Below are 20,229 nucleotides of genomic sequence, written 5' to 3'. Positions count from 1 at the left end.
GTGGAGGGCGTCAGCGGCGCCGCAACCGCAGCGGACGCCGCCTCGACCGCCGGAACGGCCAGCGCCGCATCCGGCGCGACCGGAACCTCAGGCGCGGACGGCGCCGCCGGTTCGCTGTTCGAGCGCGTGATCAGCCAGGTGGCCACCGGCGCCCCGATCACCACCACGGCGGCGGCGGCGATATAGAGGGGCGTGCGGCTGCGGGCTGGGGCCTTCACAGGGGGCGCGGCCCGAGGCGTCTCCACCACAGGCTCGGCCAGGACGGGACGCGGCGCCGGTTCAGGCGCGGGCGCGGGCTTGGGCGCTGGAGCGGGGGCCGCCTCCGGCGCGCGGGCCGCGACCGGCGCCGCCGGCAAGGCCCGAGGCGTCAAATCGACGGGCGCAGTCGGCGCCGCCGGCGCGGCCGGAGCGGCGGCGCGTGCAGGCTGCGACGGGCTCTGAGACTGGCTCTGAGACTGGGGCGCAGACGGCATCGGCGCCGTCAGCAGGTTCGGCGCAGCGTTCGCCTGCGGCGCCCGGCGTTGCGGCACCAGGGAGGCGCCGAACATACCGCTCGACGCCGCGGACGGACGCGGCGCGGCGGGCGCCGGCGCAGCCGGACGAGGCGCAGGCTTCGGCGCTTGCGGCGCCTGGGGCGACACCGGCGGCATCAAGCCTGTGCCGCGCGGCAGCGGCCCGGCGATGAAGGTCGTCTGGGGCGGACGGCCCCACTGCACCTGGCGGCGGGCGAAGGGAACGGACTTGTCGTCGGCGTCGGACATTCGGGCTCCGGCGCCGGGCGGCGCGCATCACGAGAAGGGTCGGCAGACCCTCAAACTGCTGAGCGAGTTCGGCGGTTTCGTGACACGCCGAGCCCGTTCAGTTCTTCAGACGATAGCCTGTCTTGAAGATCCAGCCCACCACCGCCAGACAGGCGAAGAAGAAGCCCAGCGTCGCCGTAAGGCTCAACCCCACGCTGACGTCGCCTATGCCGTAGAAGGCCCAGCGGAAGCCCGAGATCAGATAGACCACCGGGTTGAACAGCGTCACCGTGCGCCAACCGTCCGGCAGCATGTCGATCGAATAGAAGGCCCCGCCCAGGAAGGTCAGGGGCGTGACGATCAGCATGGGGATCATCTGCAACTGTTCGAAATTCTGCGCCCAGACCCCGATGATGAAGCCGAACAGGCTGAAGGTCGTCGAGATCAGGATCAGGAAGGCCAGCATCCAGAAGGGGTGCAGGATCTGCAAGGGCACGAACAGGGCCGCCGTCGCCAGGATGATCAGGCCCAGCACCGCTGACTTGGTCGCCGCCGCCCCGACATAGGCGATGACGATCTCCAGCGGACTGACGGGCGCCGACAGGATCTCATAGATGGTGCCGGTGAACTTGGGGAAGTAGATGCCGAAGGACGCATTGAAGATCGACTGGGTGAACAGGCTCAGCATGATCAGGCCCGGCACGATGAAGGCGCCATAGGGCACGCCCCCGACCTCCTCCATCCGACTGCCAATGGCCCCGCCGAAGACGACAAAGTAAAGCGCCGTGGTGATCACCGGCGTCACGATGGACTGCCACAGGGTGCGCAGGGCCCGCGCCATCTCGAAACGATAGATGGCCCAGACGCCATGTCCGTTGAAGCTCATCACGCGCTCTCCCCGTCGCGGTGGACCAGGCTGACGAAGATGTCTTCCAGCGAGCTCTGGCGGGTGTTCAGATCCTTGAAGGCGATGCCCAGATCGGACAGGCGGCGCAGCAGCGACGGCACCCCGGTCTTCTCGGCGTGGGCGTCGAAGGCGTATTCCAGCTCCCCGCCCTCGTTCTGCAAACTCAGGTCCCATTCGGCCAGTTCCGGCGGGATGACCGTCATCGGCTCCTGAAGATTCAGCGTCAGGGTCTTCTTGCCCAGCTTGCGCATCAGGGTCGCGGTCTTCTCGACCAGGATCAGCTCGCCCTTGAGGATGACCCCCACCCGGTCGGCCATCTCCTCGGCCTCTTCGATATAGTGGGTGGTCAGGATGATGGTGACGCCCTGATCGCGCAGCTTGCGCACCAGGCCCCACATGTCGCGGCGCAGCTCCACGTCCACGCCCGCCGTGGGCTCGTCCAGGAACAGAATCTCGGGTTCGTGGCTCAGGGCCTTGGCGATCATGACGCGGCGCTTCATCCCGCCGGACAGGGTCATGATCTTGGCGTCCTTCTTGTCCCACAGCGACAGGTCGCGCAGGACCCGCTCCACATGGGCCGGGTTCGGCGCCTTGCCGAACAGGCCCCGGTTGAAGGTGACGGTGGCCAGCACGGTCTCAAACGAATCCGTCGTCAGCTCCTGCGGCACCAGGCCGATCTTGGTGCGGGCGGCGCGATAGTCCTTCTGGATGTCATGACCGTCGGCGATCACCGTCCCGGTCGAGGCCGTGACGATGCCGCAGACGATGGAGATCATCGTCGTCTTGCCCGCCCCGTTCGGCCCCAACAGGGCGAAGATCTCGCCCTTCTCGATCTCCAGATCGATGGGCTTCAGCGCCTGATGGCCGGACTTGTAGGTCTTGGTCAGACCCTTGATGGTGATGACTGACGGCATGGCCCCTCCCGGCGAGGCTTGGCAGATAGGCAGGCGTGGCGGCGTGCTCAAGACCCCGCCGCCGACATGTATTCCCAGAGTGAAGTCATCCGACAGGGAACGGCGGACGTAAACCTGTGTTCGTCACACGGAGGCTCCCATGCCCGTCGCCGCCCTGCCCCTGCGCCGCCTCGCCGTTGCGGCGCCGGCCGCCGCCCTGGTTCTGATGCTGGTCCTGACCCTGGCCGCCTGCGCCACGGCCCCGTCCATGAGCGAAACCCGCGCGCCCCAGCCGCTGAAACCCGTCGACGCCGAACGCCTGTGGTCGGGCCGCTGGCACGAGGTGGCGCGCCTGCCCATGAAGATCACCGACGGCTGCGTGGCCGGGGCCAGCATCTATGCCTTGACCGCGCCGACCCGCGTCGACGTGCGCGACACCTGTCAGGTCGGCACGCCTCAGGGCCGCGAGAAGGCCATCGAGGGGCGCGGCGAAATCCTCGACCCCGGCATGAACGCCAAGCTGCGGGTCAAATACCTGTGGGGCTTCGTCACCTGGGACTACTGGGTGCTGGACCGGGCCGAGGACTACAGCTGGTTCATCTCGTCGGACCCGACCTTCGACAAGCTGTTCATCTATACGCGCGAGGTCCCCACCCCCGACCAGCTGGCGCGCCTGACGCGACGCGCGGGCGAACTGGGCTATGATATCAGCCGACTGGAGTTCCCCGCCCTGCCCGAACGCTGAGGAGACTTGTCCATGAGCCGTCGCCGTCTCGTCGCCGCCCTGCCCCTGCTGACGGCGCTCGCCGCCTGCGGCACGGAAAGCGCGCTACCCGAAAGCGTCGGCTACGGCGCCGCCCCGCAGCTGCCCGAGGCCCGGCCTCAGACCATCCCCACGGTCAAGATCGCCCCCGCCGTCGGCTGGCCTGAGGGCCGCACCCCGGTCGCGGCGCAGGGGCTGGCGGTCAACGCCTTCGCCACAGGCCTGGACCATCCGCGCTGGCTCTATGAGCTGCCCAACGGCGACGTCCTGGTGGCCGAAAGCAACGCCCCGCCCAAGCCGGACGACAAGACGGGCGGGCTGCGCGGCTGGATTCAGGGCCTGGTCATGGGCAAGGCGGGCGCGGGCGTGCCTAGCGCTGACCGCATCACCCTACTGCGCGACGCCGACGGCGACGGCGTCGCGGAAACGAAGACCGTCTTCCTGTCCGGCCTGACCTCGCCCTTCGGCATGGCCCTGGTCGGCGACCGCCTGTTCGTCGCCAACGCCGACGCCGTGGTCGCCGTCCCCTACCAGAGCGGCCAGACCCAGATCACGGCGACGCCGGTCAAGGTCGCGGACCTGCCCGCCGGCCGCAATCACCACTGGACCAAGAGCCTGGTCGCCTCGGCGGACGGGTCGAAACTCTATGTCGGCGTCGGCTCCAACTCCAACGTCGGCGAGAACGGCCTGGACGAAGAGGTCGACCGGGCCGCCGTGCTGGAGATCGACCCGGCCACAGGCGCGCGGCGCGTCTTCGCCTCGGGCCTGCGCAACCCCGTCGGCATGGCCTGGAACCCCGAGGACGGACGTCTGTGGGTCTCGGTCAATGAGCGCGACGAGATCGGCGACGACCTGGTGCCCGACTACATGACCTCAGTCACGCCCGGCGGCTTCTACGGCTGGCCGTGGAGCTACTACGGCCAGACGGTCGATGCGCGGGTCCAGCCGTCGCGCCCCGACATGGTGGCGAAAGCCATCAAGCCCGACTACGCCCTAGGCTCGCACACCGCCTCGCTCGGCCTGACCTTCTATACCGGCGCCCTGATGCCCCAGTGGCGCAACGGGGCCATCGTCGGCCAGCACGGCTCATGGAACCGCAACCCGCCCGCCGGCTATAAGGTCATCTTCGTCCCCTTCAGCGGCGGCAAGCCGGCGGGTCCGCCTCAAGACGTCCTGACCGGCTTCCGCAACGAAAAAGGCGAGGCCATGGGCCGCCCGGTCGGGGTCCTGGGCGTCCGCTCCGGCGCCCTGCTGGTAGCCGACGACGTGGGCGACGTCATCTGGCGCGTCACGCCAGCCCGTCCCTGAACAGAGAAAAGGCCCGGCGCGAACCGGGCCTTTCCTTCTTAAGTCTCGGCGCGATCAGGTCGTCGGCGCGATCACGATGGGCGCCGGGGCGGCGGATGACGAAACGGGCGCCGCCGGGGCTTCGATCATCGGCGCGGCGGGCTGGGGCGCAACCGTCTGGGGCGCAACTGTCTGGGGCGCGACCGACAAATAGGGCTGCGGCCCCGTGGGCGCGACCGGCGCCTCGACCGCTTCCGGCGCAGCGGCGGCGCGCGGGGCGGCCCGAGCCGGAGCGGCCGGGGCCGCACGACGCTCCACCGGAGCCGCTGCTGACGGCGGGACCGGTGCAACGGTGGTCAGCTCAGCCGGGGTCTGCATCGGCATCGACGGCAGCGGCGCCGTCTCCGACGCGGCGAGTTGCGCCGCCAGGGGGGCGAAGGGCGCCGCCTCCTCCGCCGGGGCCGCCGGTTGCATCAGCATGGCCGCCGCCGCGCCGCCGACCGCCAGCACGCCCAGGGGCGCCAGGATCATCCAGGTCTTGACGGGCTTGTTCGACTTGCGCGCGCCGCTGCGGGCATAGACCGGCACATAGGCCTCGCTGTCGACACGGGCGGCGGGGCGGGCGGCGGCGGGGCGAACCTGATCGGTATAGGTCACGGACATGATGTCTTCTCCTTATCCAGGTCCCCACAACACTGGTCAAAAAAGCAAGGTTCCGCGAATAACGCCCTCGCCTCGAAGAAACACCATCCCCGCCACAGTTCAGGCGAAAGCATGATCAAGTCATACGACTGTCATCTCTGACGCCCTTGCTTGCCTCTGGTCCGGCCCCGGTTGACGTAACGTCGCGCAAGAACCTTACCCTGCGTCACGCAAAGCGAGGCCCAAGCATCGCATTCGCGAAACATTGTGGCGATGCGCCGCTTCGACCTGTTGACCCGTCGTCGTCGCCCGTTCATCACCGTTAAAAGGCTAATTTCGGGAAGAGGCGGCGCAACCATGGGTCTGGCAGCGAACATCCGGCGCGATATCAGGTTCGCGAGCGGGCTGTACCGCCTCCTGAAGCGCATCAAGCCCATCACCCTCGACAGCGACGTCCTGCTCTGTGACGACATCGAGGAAGCGGTCGACAAGTTCTCGGACAATGTCGCACTCGAGGACGAAAATCGCCGCCTGACCTATCGCGAGCTGGACGCCCTGGCCAACCGCTACGCCCACTGGGCCAAGGCGCGGAACCTGAAGCGTTCCGACGTCATCGCCCTGGTGATGCACAACCGGGTCGAATACCTGGCCGCCTGGATCGGCTTCTCCAAGGTCGGCGTGGCTACGGCCCTGATCAACACCAACCTGACCGGCCAGGCCCTGGCCCACTGCCTGACCATCTCCAACGCCTTCAATGTGGTGACGGATCAGGACTGCTGGCGCGCGGTCGAGGACGCCCGCCCCTTCGTCGACCGCAACCTGATGAGCTGGGTCCACGGCCTGGCCGACGAGGACGAAACCAACGACCGCCGCGACATCGACAATGCCGTGCGCAGCGCCTCTTCGGTGCGCCCGGACAAGAGCTTGCGCAGCGGCCTGACCAACCGCGACACGGCCCTGTTCATCTTCACCTCGGGCACCACCGGCCTGCCCAAGGCCGCGCGCATCCCGCACTCGCGCGCCCGCACCTATATGCGCGCCTTCGCCGGGGCCACCGCCTCGACCCCCAAGGACGCCCTCTACAACTGCCTGCCGCTCTACCACTCGACCGGCGGCCTGGTCGGGGTCGGCTCCATCCTGTTGAACGGCGGGCGGATGATCATCCGCCCGCCGCTTCTCCGCCACCCATTTCTGGCCCGACGTGAAGACCTCCGGCGCCACCATGTTCGTCTATATCGGCGAGCTGTGCCGCTATCTGGTCAACTGCCCGCCCAACGCCGAGGAGCGCGCCCACAAGCTGCGGCTGGCCTTCGGCAACGGCCTGCGCCCCGACGTCTGGTCCGACTTCCAGAAGCGCTTCGGCATCAAGGACATCATGGAGTTCTACGGCTCCACCGAGGGCAACGTCTCCCTGTTCAACTTCGACGGCAAGGCCGGCGCCATCGGCCGCGTGCCCGGCTATCTGAAGTCGCAGATCAACATCCGCCTGATCGCGCTGGACCCGGAAACGGGCGAGCCCCTGCGTCGCGCCGACGGCATGTGCCAGCTGGTCTCGGTCGGTGAAACGGGCGAGGCCATCGGCCAGATCGCCGCCGACATCCGCCACGACTTCTCGGGCTATGCCGACAAGAAGGCCTCGGAAAAGAAAATCCTCACCGACGTCTTCAAGAAGGGCGACCGCTGGTTCCGCACCGGCGACCTGATGCGTCAGGACCGCGAGGGCTATTTCTATTTCATGGACCGCCTGGGCGACACCTACCGCTGGAAGGGCGAAAACGTCTCGACCGCCGAGGTCGAGCAGCGCCTGCATGACGCCCCGGGGGTTCAGGAAGTCATCGCCTATGGCGTCGCCGTCCCCGGTCAGGAAGGCAAGGCGGGCATGGCCGGCCTGGTGATGGAGGGCAAGTTCGACCCCGCCGCCTTCGCCGCCTACGCCGACGAGCAGCTGCCCCCCTACGCCCGCCCGGTCTTCCTGCGCCTGATGAAGTCCGCCGAAACCACCGGCACCTTCAAATACCGCAAGGTCGACCTGGTCTCCGACGGCTTCGATCTGGAAAAGGTCGAGGGCGCCGTCTACGTGCGCGGCGGCAAGACCGGCTATCAGAAGCTGACCGCCAAGGCCTATCAGGCCATCATCGACGGCACGACGCGACTCTGAGGTGCGACATCCTGCGCCGCTTTCACGTCCCGAACCGGGATTCGTGAAACCCGCCCTTAAGCATTAACGCCGATAACGGGCGTCCTGAGCCTTCTCCTCCAGGACGTCCGACCGCCTCATGTTCCAGATTATCGGCATTGTCCTGCTGTTCGCCATGGTGTTCGGCAGCTACGTCCTGGCGGGCGGCAAGTTCGGCGTCATCATGCACGCCCTGCCGCACGAGTTCATGGCCATCGGCGGCGCGGGCGTCGCCGCCTTCCTGATCTCCAACAGCATGCCGGTCATCAAGGGCTCGCTCGGCGGCCTGGGCAAGACCTTCGCCGGCCCCAAGTGGAAGAAGCAGGACTACAAGGACCTGCTGTCCCTCCTGTTCCAGCTGACCAAGACCATGAAGTCCAAGGGCGTCATCGCCCTGGAAAGCCACATCGAAAAGCCGGCCGAGAGCCCCATCTTCCAGAAGTACCCCAAGGTGCTGAAGGACCACTTCGCCACTGACTTCATCTGCGACACCCTGCGGATGATGACCATGAACCTCGAAGATCCGCATCAGATCGAGGACGCCATGGAAAAGCAGCTGGAGAAGCACCACCACGAGGCCCTGGCCCCGGCTCACGCCCTGCAGAACCTGGCCGACGGCCTGCCTGCCCTGGGGATCGTCGCCGCCGTCCTCGGCATCGTGAAGACGATGGGCTCGATCACCGAGCCGCCGGAAGTCCTGGGCGGCATGATCGGCGGCGCCCTCGTCGGCACCTTCCTCGGCGTCTTCCTGGCCTATGGTCTGGTCGGCCCCTTCGCCGCACGCCTGAACGCGATCATTGACGAGGAAGCGGCCTACTACAGAATCATCCGCTCCGTTCTCGTCGCCCACCTGCACGGCAACGCCGCCCAGATCTCGGTCGAGATCGGCCGCGGCGACATACCCTCGACGGCCCAGCCCTCCTTCACCGAGATGGAAGAAGCCCTGGCCGCCGCGCCCACGGACGCCTGACCTCGGGCAAGACCACGGGAACACAGTTCCCTCACGCCGGTTCTCCACGGGTCACGTTCGCGTGCATCACCCGTGGAGCTTCGCATGAAGGCCCTCCCGCCCCTGCGCGCCGCCTCGGCCCTGCTGACGCTGTCGGCCTGCAACCACGCCGCCGCCCCGACGCCGTCGCCTGGCGCGGTCGAGCCCGTCGCCGTCTCCAGCGAATCGACGACGCCCTCTGATGCTCAGGACGACGCCGCCCCGCCGCCCGGCGAATCGGTCCCGCCTCCTCGTCCGTCGCCCACGCCTCCGTCCGACGACACGCCGCCGACCGATCCCATGACCCCGCCCACGCCGCCGCCGCCGCCCTCGGCCTGAGGCCCAAGGCGACATCGGGCTTGTCGAACCCCGTAATCTCGCGTTACGCCTTACGTCGGCGGGATGGTCCCGCCGGAAACTGATATCTGAGGGGCTATAGTCTCATGACCATCCGTCGCCTGATGATCGTCGCCGCGGGCCTCAGCGCCCTGTCGCTGGCCGCCTGCCAGCAACCGGCGACCAAGACCGAAGAAGCCGCCGCCACGACCGCTGACGCCGCCGCCGATACGGCCGTCGTCGCGGCCGACCAGGCCGCTGACGCGGCTTCCGCCGCCGCCGGCGCCGCAACCGACGCCGCCGCTTCAGCCGGCGCCGCCACTGAAAAGGCCGCCGACGCCGCCGGCGCCGCCATGACTCCGGCCCCCGCTCCGGCCGCCCCGGCTCCCGCCAACTAAAAAAGTTCGACCGTCAAAAAGCCGGCCAGGGGCCGCTCCGACTGACGTCGGGGCGGCCCTTTCTTCATGCGGATAACGGGACTTCACGAACCCGTGAGAATTTCGCTTGCGGTTTCGCTCACGATCCCGTTATCTCCCCTCAGCGAGGATTCATGATCTCGCGTTTCCCTTCTGAAGGACAAAAAATTATGCGCATCACCGCTCTGATCGCCGCTTCGGCCGCCGCTCTGGCCCTGGCTGCTTGCCAACCCGCCGCCACCGACAAGGTTGAAGACGCCGCTGCCGACGCTTCGGAAGCCGCTGCGACCGCTACGGACGCCGCCGCCACCGCCGACGCCGCTGCCACCGACGCCGCTGCCGCCGCTGGCGAAGCTGCCGCCGCTGCTCCGGCCGCTGCTGCTGAAGCTGCTGCCGCCGCTCCGGCCGCCGCTGCTCCGGCTGCCGCCGCTCCGGCCGCTGCTCACTAAGACTTACGTCTTGGATCGCGGCCTTACGGGTCGCGATGCGGAAAGGGGTCGTCTTCGGACGGCCCCTTTTTTCGTGCCTGCTATCCAGCCGGGCAGCTGACGGCTAAAGCCCGGCCATGATCGACGACCCGCGCGAACAGTCCTCCGACGACGCCTCTCCCCGACTGGTCTGGGCCGAGGACGGCTCGCCCCGCTCCGGCCGGTTCGGCGACGTCTATTTCTCCAAGGACGACGGCCTGGCCGAAACCCGCGCCGTCTTCCTCGACGGCTGCGGCCTGCCGGACGCATGGGCGGATCGCGCCGACTTCACCGTGGCGGAACTGGGCTTCGGCACCGGCCTGAACATAGTGGCCCTGCTCGACCTCTGGCGCCGCACCCGCCCGTCGAACAGCCGACTGCACGTCTTCTCCATCGAAGGCTTCCCCCTGAGCCGCGACGAGGCCGCCCGCGCCCTGTCCGCCTGGCCCGAACTGGCCGAAACCGCGAACGCCGTCCTCGCCGTCTGGCCGGACGGAACCCCCGGCTTCCACCGCCTCGATCTGCCGCAATGGAACGCCCGCATCGACCTGGCCGTCGGCGACGCCCGGTGGGCGGTGGAGCAATGGTCCGGCCCGGCCGACGCCTGGTTCCTCGACGGCTTCTCGCCCGCCCTCAACCCCGGCATGTGGTCGCCCGAGATCATGGCCCTGATCGCCGCCCGTTCCGCCCCCGGCGCGCGGGTCGCCACCTTTACCGTCGCAGGCGCCGTGCGGCGCGGTCTGGCCGAGCAGGGCTTCGTCGTCGAGAAGAAGCCCGGCCACGGGCGCAAGCGCGAACGGCTGGAGGCGCGCCTGCCCTCGCCGCCGCCCGCCGACCGTCCACAACGCCACATCGCCGTCGTCGGCGCCGGCATCGCCGGGGCCTCCGTCGCCCGCGCCCTGATCGCGGGCGGCGCCCTCGTCACCGTCGTCGAGGCCGAGCGCCCTGGCGCGGGCGGCTCCGGCTTTCCCGCCGCCCTCGTCACGCCCCGCCTCGACGCCGGCGACGCCCTCATCGCCGGCTTCCACGCCCAAGCCCTGGAACGCGCGCGCGCCCTCTATCGCGCCCTGCCCGACGCCGTGATCGCCGAAGGCGTGCTGCAACTGGAACAGACCCTGCGCGACGCGACCCGCTTCGACAAGGTCGCCGTCCAGGACCTCTGGCCCGCCTTCACCATGACCCGCCTCGACGCCGCCGCCTGCGCCCGCCATGTCGGCGAGTCCGTTCCGGCTGGCGGCCTGCTGATGCAGGGGGCGCTGGCCCTGCGCCCTTCGGCGGTGCTCGAACCCTGGCTGACGGGCGCCGAACGCCTGACCGCCGCCGTCGCCGGCCTTCAGGCCGAGAACGACGGCTGGACCCTGCGCGACGCCGACGGCGCGATCCTGGTCCAGGCCGACGCCGTGGTCCTGACCGCGGGATGGGGAAACGCCGCCCTCGCGCCCGACCTGTCGCTGGCCCCCGTCGCGGGTCAGGCTCAGTGGATCGACGGCCCGACCACGCCGCCCGTCGCCTGGGGCGGTTACGCCGTGCCGACCGGAACCGGCCTGCTGTTCGGCGCCACCCATGACCGGGACCAGACCGACCTGACGCCCGCCGCCGAGGCCTCCGCCCGTAACCTCGCGACCCTGGCCGCCGCCCTGCCCGGCCTGGCCGCCCAGGTCGAGGCCGCAGGCGCGTCCCAGACCCGCAAGGCCGTGCGCGCCACCACCCCCGACCGCCTGCCCGTTGTCGGCGCCCTGCATCAGCCCGGCCTCTATGCCCTAACCGGCCTCGGTTCGCGCGGATTCTGCGTCGCCCCCCTGCTGGGCGAGCATCTGGCGGCGGTCATTCTAGGCCAGTCCTCGCCCCTGCCCGCCGCCTTCGCCGCCCGCCTCACGGCCTCGCGTGTCTTCGCGCAACCAAAGGGCCCCGCTCGCGCTAATACGACGTAGCCAGATTTCCGCCATGCTCACGCGACGCCGAACTCAACGGAGCTTCCCATGTCCCGCCGCCTTCTGATCGCCGCCGCTGGCGCGACCGCTCTGGCCGCCTGCGCCCCGATGGCCCCCGGCGACGGCGCCCCGACCGCCTCTCGCGGCTCACAGTGTTTCTACACGGATCAGGTCGACAATTTCCGCGGAAACAACCAGAGCATCTATGTCCGCGCACGCAACAAGGACGTGTTCGAGCTCCAGACCTTCGGCATGTGTTCCGATGTCGACTTCGCCTTCGCCATCGCCTTCGTGCCCAGCGGCGGGCTCAGCCGCCTTTGCGTCGGCGACACCTCGCGCCTTCTGGTCGGCGCGCCCCCGCATGAGCCCTGCCGCGTCCGGGTGGTCAAGAAACTGACCGAGGCCGAGGTCATGGCCCTGCCGTCTCGCGACCGCCCTTGATCCGGGGCTAAATTCATCCCCCATGGCGGCGAGGTTACTTCGCGGTAATGGTGGTGTGCGAGGTTTGAGAACGCTTCGCGGAAACGCTATGAAGCGTGGCTATCAAACTCGCGTCCGGCGCCGGACAGAATGGTTCGCGCCCTCCCTGCACCGACCCTTCAAGGATCTTCGCACGTGGCGACCACCCTTCGTACTCCGGCCCTCCTCCTCGCGGCGGCCGCCGCTCTGACCCTGTCCGCCTGCGGCGGCGGCGACGACAAGTCCAAGGCCGAAACGCATGGCGCCTCGCGTCAGACCGTATCAGCCGCCACGGCCGCCGAGGTCGCCCTGCCCCGCGTCATCGTCGCCTCGGGTTCGGTCTCGGCCTGGGAAGAAGTCCCGATCGGCGCCGAAACCGGCGGCCTGACCGCCGTCGGCGTCTATGTCGACGAAGGCGCCTACGTCCGTCAGGGCCAGGTCCTGGTCAAGCTGAACGACGCCCTGCTGCAAGCCCAACTGCGCCAGCAGCAGGCGGGCGTGCAGACCGCCGAGGCCAACGCCGCCCGCGACGACGCCGCCCTGGGCCGCGCCCAGGAACTGAAGCAACGCGGCTTCCTCAGCCAGGCCTCGCTGGACACGGCCCTGGCCAACCAGCGCGCCTCGCAGGCCAACCTGGCCTCGGCCCGCGCCGCCCTTTCGGAAATCCGCACCCGCCTGTCCCAGGCCGAGATCAAGGCCCCTGTCTCGGGCCTGATCATCAGCCGCAACGTCACCAAGGGCCAGATCGTCGAGGCGGGAACCCAGCTGTTCCGCATGGTCCGCGACGGTCGCCTGGAACTGGACGCCCAGGTGCCCGAGACCGACCTGCCCGCCCTGCGCGCCGGCCAGACCGCCACCATCACCTCCAACGAAGGCGTGACCACCACCGGCACGATCCGCATCGTCACGCCCGAGGTCGACGCCCAGACCCGCCTGGGCCTGGCCCGTATCACCCTGTCGCCCGGCAGCGGCCTGAAGCCCGGCATGTTCGCCCGCGCCGCCATCGACGCCGGCGCCCAGCCCGCGACCGTGGTGCCGACCGGCGCCGTCCTCTATCGCAACAACAAGGCCGGGGTCTTTGTCCTCGGCGCCGACAACGCGGCCAGCTTCCGGCCGGTGACAGTGCTCTCGCGCCGCGACGACCAGACCTCGGTCAGCGGCGTCGAGCCCGGCGTCCGCGTCGTGGTTCAGGGCGCCGGCTTCCTCAGCGACGGCGACAAGGTCACGATCTCGACCGGCCAGCCGGCCGCTGCGCCCGCCGCCGCCGCTCCGGCCAAGAAGTAGGCCCCGGCCATGAACAACATCTCGTCCTGGGCCATCAAGAACCCCATTCCGATCATCCTGCTGTTCGTCCTGCTGACGATCAGCGGCGTGATCGGCTTCTCGGGGATGCGGATCAACAACAACCCCGACATCGACTTCCCCCTGGTCGCCGTCACCGCCGCCCGTCCGGGCGCGGCGCCCAGCGAGATGGAGGTGCAGGTCACGCGTCCGATCGAGGACTCGATCGCCGGCCTGTCGGGCGTGCGCCACATCTATTCGAACATCTCGGACGGGGTCTCCTCGACCACCATCGAGTTCGAGCTGGGCACCGACACCGAACGCGCCACCAACGACGTGCGCAACGCCATGAGCGGCGTGCGCGCCACCCTGCCCCAGGACATGCAGGAACCGACGGTCCAGCGCATCGACATCACCGGCGACGCCCTGATCACCTATGTGGTCCGCTCGCCGACGATGTCGCCGGAACAGATCAGCTGGTTCATCGACAACGAGATGAGCCGCGCCCTGCTGGCCCTGGGCGGCGTGGGCGAGGTCAACCGCTCGGGCGGCGTCGATCGGGAGATCCGCGTCGAGCTGGACCCCGACCGCCTGGCCGCCTACGGCGTCACCGCCGCCCAGGTCAGCCAGGCCCTGACCAGCGTCAACACCGACCTGCCGGGCGGCCGCGTCACCGTGGCCGGTTCGGAACGCGCCATCCGCACCCTGGGCTCGGCTGGTTCGGTCGAGCAGCTGCGCCAGACCCTGATCCCCCTGGGCGACGGCCGCAGCGTGCGCCTGGGCGACCTGGGCCGCGTCGAGGACAAGTGGACCGAGCCGCGCCGCCTGGCCCGCTACAACGGCCAGGAAGCCGTCACCTTCAACTTCCTGCGCTCGCGCGAGGCCAGCGAAGTCACCGTCTCGCAAAAGGTCCGCGAAGAGGTCGCCAAGATCGACGAGGCCCACGCCGAGCTGACCATCGAACAGGTCACTTCCAGCGTCCAGTATATCGAGGAAAGCTACATCGCCTCGATCGAGGCCCTGGTCCTCGGCGCCGTCCTGGCCGTCATCGTGGTCTTCATATTCCTGCGCGACTGGCGGGCCACCCTGATCGCGGCCACGGCCATGCCGATGTCGCTGATCCCGGCCTTCGCCATCCTCGGCCCGATGGACCAGTCGCTGAACGTGGTGACGCTGCTGGCCCTGTCGCTGACCATCGGCATCCTAGTCGACGACGCCATCGTCGAGATCGAGAACATCGTGCGGCACATGCGCGACGGCAAACCGCCCTACGCAGCCTCGATGGAGGCCGCCGACGAGATCGGCCTGGCCGTCGTTGCCACCACCTCGACCATCATCGCCGTCTTCGCCCCCGTCGGCTTCATGCCGGGCATCATCGGCCAATTCTTCAAGGCCTTCGCCCTGGCCGCCTGCGTCTCGGTCGCCTTCTCGCTGGTCGTGGCGCGGACCCTGACCCCGCTGATGGCCGCCTATCTGCTGAAGCACACCAAGCATGAGGACAAGGACCCCCTGTGGATGCCTGGCTATCTGCGCGCCCTGCGCTGGTGCCTCGGCAACCGCTGGAAGGTCTTCGCCGTCGGCATCGCCATCTTCGTCGGCTCTGGCTTCCTGGCCACCAAGCTGCCGTTCGAGTTCAGCCCCTCGGGCGACCAGTCGCGCGCCGCCTTCCAGATCGAACTGCCGCCCGGCGCCACCCTGCGCGAGACCGACGCCGTGGTTCAACGCGTCACCCGCACCCTGCAATCCCGCCCGGAAGTCACCTCGGTCTACGCCGCCATCGGCGGCCAGGACGTCAACCAGGCCAATATCTACGCCGACCTGGTCAAGAAGGGCGAGCGCAAGCTCAGCCAGCAGGCCTTCGCCCGCGAAATGGTCGACCAGCTGAAGACCATCCCCGGCGCCCGCATCAGCGCCGGCATCGCCCAGCAGGGCGGCGGCCCCAGCGACGGCACCCGCTACACCTTCGCCATTCTGGGCGACAACCCGACCGCCCTGAACGCCGCCGCGCGCCAGGTCGAAGAGGAGATGCGCGGCGTTCCCGGCCTGGCCAATGTGGTCAACACCGCCGCCATCGCCCGCCCGGAGATCCTGGTCACGCCGCGTCCTGACGAAGCGGCCCTGGCCGGCGTCTCGACCGGCTCCATCTCTCAGGCCGTCCGCGTCGCCACCCTCGGCGACGTCGATCAGAACCTGCCCAAGTACAACCTGGGCGACCGTCAGGTGCCGATCCGCCTGCAACTGACCGACACGGCCCGTCAGGACCTGAACGTGCTGGAGACCCTGCGCGTGCCCACCGCCTCGGGCGCCGCCGTGCCGCTCAGCGCCGTCGCCGACATCGAGTTCGGCGCCGGGCCCGCGACCGTCAGCCGTCAGGACCGCTCGCGCATCGCCTCGATCACCGCCGAACTGGACGGCATCCGCACCGGCGACGCCGCCCAGCGGGTGCAGAAGCTGCCCTCGGTCCAGAAACTGCCCGAAGGCGTGCGTCAGGTTCCGGCCGGGGACGCCGAGTTCATCCAGGAGATGATCACCGGCTTCGCCATCGCCTTCGGCACCGGCATCCTGCTGATGTACGCGGTCCTGGTCCTGCTGTTCAAAAGCTTCGCCTATCCGATCACCATCATGGCCGCACTGCCCCTGGCCATCGGCGGCGCCTTCGTGGCCCTGCTGCTCGGCGGCTCCAGCTTCTCGATCTCTTCGCTGATCGGGGTGCTGATGCTGATGGGCATTGCGGCCAAGAACTCCATCCTTCTGGTCGACTACGTCATCATGGCCGAGAAGGACGGCATGTCCCGCTATGACGCCATCATGGACGCCGCCCACAAGCGGGCGCGCCCCATCCTGATGACCACCTTCGCCATGGGGGCCGGCATGGTGCCTGTCGCCATGGGCATCGGCGCCGACGTCGAGTTCCGCTCGCCCATGGCCATCGCGGTCCTGGGCGGCCTGATCTCCTCGACCTTCCTGTCGCTGCTCTACATCCCGGCCATCTTCACCATCGTCGACGACATCGCCGGCTGGGGCCGTCGCCGCATCGGCAAGGCCTTCGCCGGCCAGCACCGCATGGCCGACGAGCCCGCCCCGGTGAAGCCCCAGCCCCCGGTCGGCGCCCAGCCCTATCTAGGCGACTGACGCCCCCAGATCGGACACGAAGAAAGCCCCGGAGCCCATGCTCCGGGGCTTTTCTTTGATGCCAAGTCGGCTGGGGCCTTCTTCCCTAAGGCCCGAGGAAGTCCTCTAGCCATGGCCCGGCGCGAAGCATCGCCCGTCGCCACGGGTCCCAAGCCCAAGCCCCCCGAACGCAGAAAGGGCGGCGGACCGAAGTCCGCCGCCCTTTCCTCAACCTGAAATCAGGTCAGACCTTAGAAGGACTTCGTGAGGTTCACGAAGGCCGTCCGGCCCAGGTAGTCGTAGCTCGAGTACAGCGGGGCGTTGCCGACCCGGTTGTAGTAGCCCGACGAGATGGTGGGCGGGTCTTCGTTCAGCAGGTTGCGAACGCCGACCGTCGCCGTCCAGCCTTCACCCGTGTACTGCACCGACGTATTGTGCAGGTAGTAGTCCGGCACCGAGAAGTCGTACATGTTGCTGTCGGCAGCCGCGTCGCTCGGGTGGACGCCGATGTAGTCATGGCTGTCCATCGACTGAACCCACTCGACGCCGTAGCGCACGCGCCACTTGTCCCACGCATAGGAAACGTCAGCCGTCGCGGTGAACTCGGGGTTGTTGATCTGCCCCTTGTAGTCGATCAGCGGGTCGGTTTCGAACAGGCGGTTCGCCACTTCCGTGTACTGGGTCACGGCCAGGTTGAACAGGACCGTGCCCGGGCCGACATCGTTACGATAGCGGAGGGTGTAGTCCAGGCCCTTCACGACATCCGTCGACAGGTTGACGTAGCTGTCCTGGACCGTCAGTTCGCCGGTGCTCAGGTCGCGGTCAACCAGCGAGCAGAAGCCCACGTCGGCTGCGAAATCAGCGGTGCTGGAGTTGTAGCAGCGCGTCAGGATGTTGCGTGCGCCGTACTGCGACACGCCGTTCTTGACTTCGATTTCGTAGTAGTCGACGGCGAAGTCCAGCTTGCCCCAGCCCATCGGCAGGGTCGGTTGCAGGATCGCGCCGACCGTCAGGTTGGTCGAGGTTTCAGCTTCCAGGCCGGCGTCGGCGCCGCCCAGGGTCACAACCTTGATGCTGCGCAGGTTGTAGTGGGTATCCGGCAGACCCTCAGCCGCGCAGTTCGCCTTGCGGTTCGGGTTGACGTTCGGCTTGCCGTACTCGTTGCAGCTGTCCAACGTGTTCGACAGGAAGCCGGTCGAGGCGCCGACGAACTGCTCGAACAGCGCCGGGGCGCGGTAGGAGGTGCCGTAGGTGGCGCGGAAGGTCAGCATGTCGACCGGCTGATAGACCAGGCCGACCTTGTAGGTCGTGTCGTCGCCGTACGAGTCGTAGTCCGTGTAACGGAACGAACCGTTGATCGTCAGTTCCTTGGCGAACGGCGCGTCGCGCAGCAGCGGCGCTTCGACTTCACCGAAGACTTCCCACACCGAGTCCGAACCGCGCGTGATGGCGGAGCTGGAGAAGTTGTAGGTGTTGTCATTCTGCGAATCGAGACCCGGGGTGTCGTCGATTTCCGAGTCACGCCATTCGGCGCCGAAGAAGCCCATGACCTTGCCGGCCGGCAGGTCGAACAGCGGACCGTCGATGCCGAGGCTGACGATCTTCTCTTCGTAGGTGGTGACGCCCTTGACCGGACGGAAGACGTAGTTGACCCAGTCCTGCGGCAGGACGCCGCCGATGACCTGGCTGCTCAGCGCCGGCGCCGCGATGCAGCCCGGGTTGCTGGCCAGCTCAGCGCATTCAAACTTGCCCGGGGCGACTTCAACGACGTCCAGGCTTTCGATCATGCGGTTCTTGAGGAACTGCTGGCTGGTGTATTCCGAACGCGACCGCGAGTAGCTGGCCGACATGTCGTAGCGCCATTCCGGGATGAAGAAGTCACCCTTGATGCCGACGACGTTGCGGTTGAAGACCTGCTCTTGCGTCGAGTGGTCGTTGCCGAAGCCGATGAAGGCGCGAACGCCGACGTCCTGGCCCTTGTTCAGGCCCTGATCCGTCATGACGGTGCTGAAGGCCAGGTCGTCCGGCAGCAGGGCGCTGCCCTTGGCGTAGTCCAGCGACAGCTGGCGATAGCCCGTCTGCGACGAGTCGCGCTGGTTGATCAGGACTTCGCCATAGACTTCGGCGTTGCCCAAGGCGTTCAGCTGGTAGCCGGCTTCGCCGTACAGGGTCGTGATCTCGACCGGCGAGATCAGCGACTCGTTCAGCATGCGGTCTTCGAAGGTGTCGCGCACGTTGAGGTCGTTGTCGCCGCCGCCGACGCCTTCAAAGCCGATCACGCCCGAGTTGACGGCCGAGTTCGGACGCCAGCGGTTGAAGTTGGTGCCGACCGAGCCGGCGGCGCCGACGCCGTCCACGCCCACGAAGGTGCGACGGCCGTACTTGTCCAGCGGGCCTTCGACGCCGATGCTGACGGTGTTGATCGACGAACCGTTCGAGCCGGTGTCCGTGATCGGATAGCACTTGGGCTGGCCGGTGATCGGATCGACATAGTCCAGGCTGCCGCCCGTCGTGCGGTCGATGTAACCGTCCGTCTGGCAACGCGTGAAGGCACGGTCGCGCAGGGTCAGTTCGTCGCGCTCATAGCGCTCGATCGAACCGGCGGCCCGCCAGCGGTCGCCGCGTGCGCCGGCCGTCAGCGAGAAGCGGGTCGAACCGCCGGCGCCGTTGGCTTCCAGGGGCTCGTTGCGCTGGGCTTCCAGCGACAGGCCTTCAAAGTTCTTGCGGGTCTGGATGTTGACCACGCCGGCCACGGCGTCCGAGCCGTACACCGACGAAGCGCCGTCGCGCAGGACTTCGACGCGGTCGATCATGGCGGTCGGCAGCACGTTCAGGTCGGCCGAGCCGACCGAACCGCGCGAGCCGGCCGGCGAGACGCGACGGCCGTTCAGCAGCACCAGGGTGCGGCTCGGGCCCATGCCGCGCAGGCCGATGGTATTGGCGCCGGGGCCGCCGTCGGTGACGTAGCCGCCGTAGGAGCTGTTGATCTGCGCCGTGCCGCCGGTGACGCCCGTGCTTTGCAGGGCTTCCGTGGTCGAGGCGAAACCTTGCAGGGTCGCTTCTTCACGCGTCACGACCTGGGTCGGCGACGGAGCGTTGAAATTGTCGCGACGAATGCGCGAGCCGACGACGACGACTTCATCGATCGTCGATGCAGCTTCCTGGGTATTGGTTGCGTCCTGAGCGAACGCGGCTCCCGGAGCGAGCAGGGTCAACGACAAAGCAGCGGCGCCAGCCACCATCGTCGTGCCCAGCAGGTAGTCTTTACGAGTGCTCATATGCCTCTGTGTACCTGTGAATATTGAACAACTGACACAACGTTACGAGAACGTTGTTTCGGATACCAATGTTCGACTCTACGTTTCTTGGTTGATCGAGGGCTAGGCACACGAACACAATGAGGCAACCAAAATATTGCTATAAAGCGACGTTCTGTGAAAAAGCGCGTCAATTTTGACGCCAATGAACCGACTTTGAACCACAATTCGTCCATTTAAGGCGATTGTTAGCCAAATATTGCCCGTATTGTGACGCTATTCGGCGTGATTGCGGCATCGTTCGAGCCACATCAGGGCGCGCAGCCCGCCGTCCCGCCTCCGCCGCCACAATCGCCGCCCTATGGCGTCCCGCGCCCGCGCGCACTACCTTGACGTTCATGGCTCGTTCTCCCTCGACACCGTCGCCCAAGCCCGTCCACGTCCCCGGCCAGAGCGCAGGCCAGAATCCAGGCATGCAGGAGATGGCCGCGCCCTTCGTCCAGGACGGCCCGCGCGGTCGGGGCGGCAAGGCCATGCCCATGTTCGCCCCCGTCGCCGGCCCGACCGCGCGGGCC

Annotated in this window: 15 protein-coding genes and 2 pseudogenes; 12 read left to right on the top strand and 5 right to left on the bottom strand. The window is 68.1% G+C overall.

The genetic code is table 11. The annotated features are described in order from the left end of the window. The 3 genes and pseudogenes from HX774_RS16190 to HX774_RS16180 form a co-directional block, all read right to left on the bottom strand. A pseudogene (locus HX774_RS16190) lies at window positions 1-761 on the bottom strand (hypothetical protein); the annotation flags it as partial. A 97-nt stretch (window positions 762-858) separates the two neighbouring features. Then, window positions 859-1,626, bottom strand: coding sequence for an ABC transporter permease (locus tag HX774_RS16185; protein WP_178828459.1), 768 nt, complete (start codon window positions 1,624-1,626; stop codon window positions 859-861). Then, window positions 1,626-2,561: an ABC transporter ATP-binding protein gene (locus HX774_RS16180; RefSeq protein ID WP_178828457.1), complete on the bottom strand. Its 936-nt coding sequence runs from the start codon at window positions 2,559-2,561 to the stop codon at window positions 1,626-1,628. Before HX774_RS16180 ends, HX774_RS16185 begins: the two co-directional genes overlap by 1 nt. Window positions 2,562-2,700: 139 nt before the next feature. Here HX774_RS16180 and HX774_RS16175 point away from each other — a divergent pair, with 139 nt between their 5' ends. Further along, window positions 2,701-3,285: a lipocalin family protein gene (locus HX774_RS16175; protein ID WP_255500497.1), complete on the top strand. Its 585-nt coding sequence runs from the start codon at window positions 2,701-2,703 to the stop codon at window positions 3,283-3,285. A 12-nt stretch (window positions 3,286-3,297) separates the two neighbouring features. Next, window positions 3,298-4,611: a sorbosone dehydrogenase family protein gene (locus HX774_RS16170; RefSeq protein WP_178828455.1), complete on the top strand. Its 1,314-nt coding sequence runs from the start codon at window positions 3,298-3,300 to the stop codon at window positions 4,609-4,611. Window positions 4,612-4,665: 54 nt separating this feature from the next. Here HX774_RS16170 and HX774_RS16165 read toward each other — a convergent pair whose 3' ends face one another. Beyond that, window positions 4,666-5,253, bottom strand: coding sequence for a hypothetical protein (locus HX774_RS16165; RefSeq protein ID WP_178828453.1), 588 nt, complete (start codon window positions 5,251-5,253; stop codon window positions 4,666-4,668). 252 nt (window positions 5,254-5,505) lie between these two features. Here HX774_RS16165 and HX774_RS20425 point away from each other — a divergent pair. From HX774_RS20425 to HX774_RS16120, 10 genes and pseudogenes are all read left to right on the top strand, one after another. Continuing rightward, a pseudogene (locus tag HX774_RS20425) lies at window positions 5,506-6,697 on the top strand (AMP-binding protein); the annotation flags it as partial. A 72-nt stretch (window positions 6,698-6,769) separates the two neighbouring features. Further along, window positions 6,770-7,390: a hypothetical protein gene (locus HX774_RS20145; RefSeq protein WP_370523725.1), complete on the top strand. Its 621-nt coding sequence runs from the start codon at window positions 6,770-6,772 to the stop codon at window positions 7,388-7,390. Window positions 7,391-7,508: 118 nt separating this feature from the next. Next, complete coding sequence (gene motA / locus HX774_RS16155) at window positions 7,509-8,378, top strand: flagellar motor stator protein MotA (RefSeq protein ID WP_114817254.1); 870 nt, start codon at window positions 7,509-7,511, stop codon at window positions 8,376-8,378. An 84-nt stretch (window positions 8,379-8,462) separates the two neighbouring features. Beyond that, window positions 8,463-8,735: a hypothetical protein gene (locus HX774_RS16150; RefSeq protein ID WP_178828451.1), complete on the top strand. Its 273-nt coding sequence runs from the start codon at window positions 8,463-8,465 to the stop codon at window positions 8,733-8,735. Between the two features lie 104 nt (window positions 8,736-8,839). Continuing rightward, window positions 8,840-9,130: a hypothetical protein gene (locus tag HX774_RS16145; RefSeq protein WP_114817256.1), complete on the top strand. Its 291-nt coding sequence runs from the start codon at window positions 8,840-8,842 to the stop codon at window positions 9,128-9,130. Between the two features lie 188 nt (window positions 9,131-9,318). Further along, on the top strand, window positions 9,319-9,597 hold the full coding sequence (locus HX774_RS16140; protein WP_114817257.1) for a hypothetical protein: 279 nt from the start codon (window positions 9,319-9,321) through the stop codon (window positions 9,595-9,597). A 116-nt stretch (window positions 9,598-9,713) separates the two neighbouring features. Next, window positions 9,714-11,546, top strand: a complete 1,833-nt coding sequence (mnmD, locus tag HX774_RS16135) for a tRNA (5-methylaminomethyl-2-thiouridine)(34)-methyltransferase MnmD (RefSeq protein ID WP_178828449.1) — start codon at window positions 9,714-9,716, stop codon at window positions 11,544-11,546. A gap of 48 nt (window positions 11,547-11,594) precedes the next feature. Next, window positions 11,595-11,987: a DUF6491 family protein gene (locus HX774_RS16130; RefSeq protein ID WP_178828447.1), complete on the top strand. Its 393-nt coding sequence runs from the start codon at window positions 11,595-11,597 to the stop codon at window positions 11,985-11,987. A 174-nt stretch (window positions 11,988-12,161) separates the two neighbouring features. Then, complete coding sequence (locus HX774_RS16125) at window positions 12,162-13,289, top strand: efflux RND transporter periplasmic adaptor subunit (protein ID WP_370523724.1); 1,128 nt, start codon at window positions 12,162-12,164, stop codon at window positions 13,287-13,289. Between the two features lie 9 nt (window positions 13,290-13,298). Further along, entirely contained in the window at window positions 13,299-16,418 is a 3,120-nt protein-coding gene (locus tag HX774_RS16120; RefSeq protein WP_178828443.1) for an efflux RND transporter permease subunit, read from the top strand. A gap of 230 nt (window positions 16,419-16,648) precedes the next feature. On the opposite strand, the gene HX774_RS16115 is transcribed toward HX774_RS16120, so the two are convergent. Next, the gene (locus HX774_RS16115; protein WP_178828441.1) at window positions 16,649-19,675 is read right to left on the bottom strand and encodes a TonB-dependent receptor domain-containing protein; all 3,027 of its coding nucleotides are present in this window, start codon (window positions 19,673-19,675) and stop codon (window positions 16,649-16,651) included. Between the last annotated feature and the right edge of the window lie 554 nt (window positions 19,676-20,229).

Source organism: Brevundimonas sp. P7753, assembly GCF_013386595.1.
Lineage (GTDB): Bacteria > Pseudomonadota > Alphaproteobacteria > Caulobacterales > Caulobacteraceae > Brevundimonas > Brevundimonas bullata.
The sequence above is the reverse complement of the archived record's forward strand: the minus strand, read 5'-3'. Positions and strand labels throughout refer to the sequence as shown.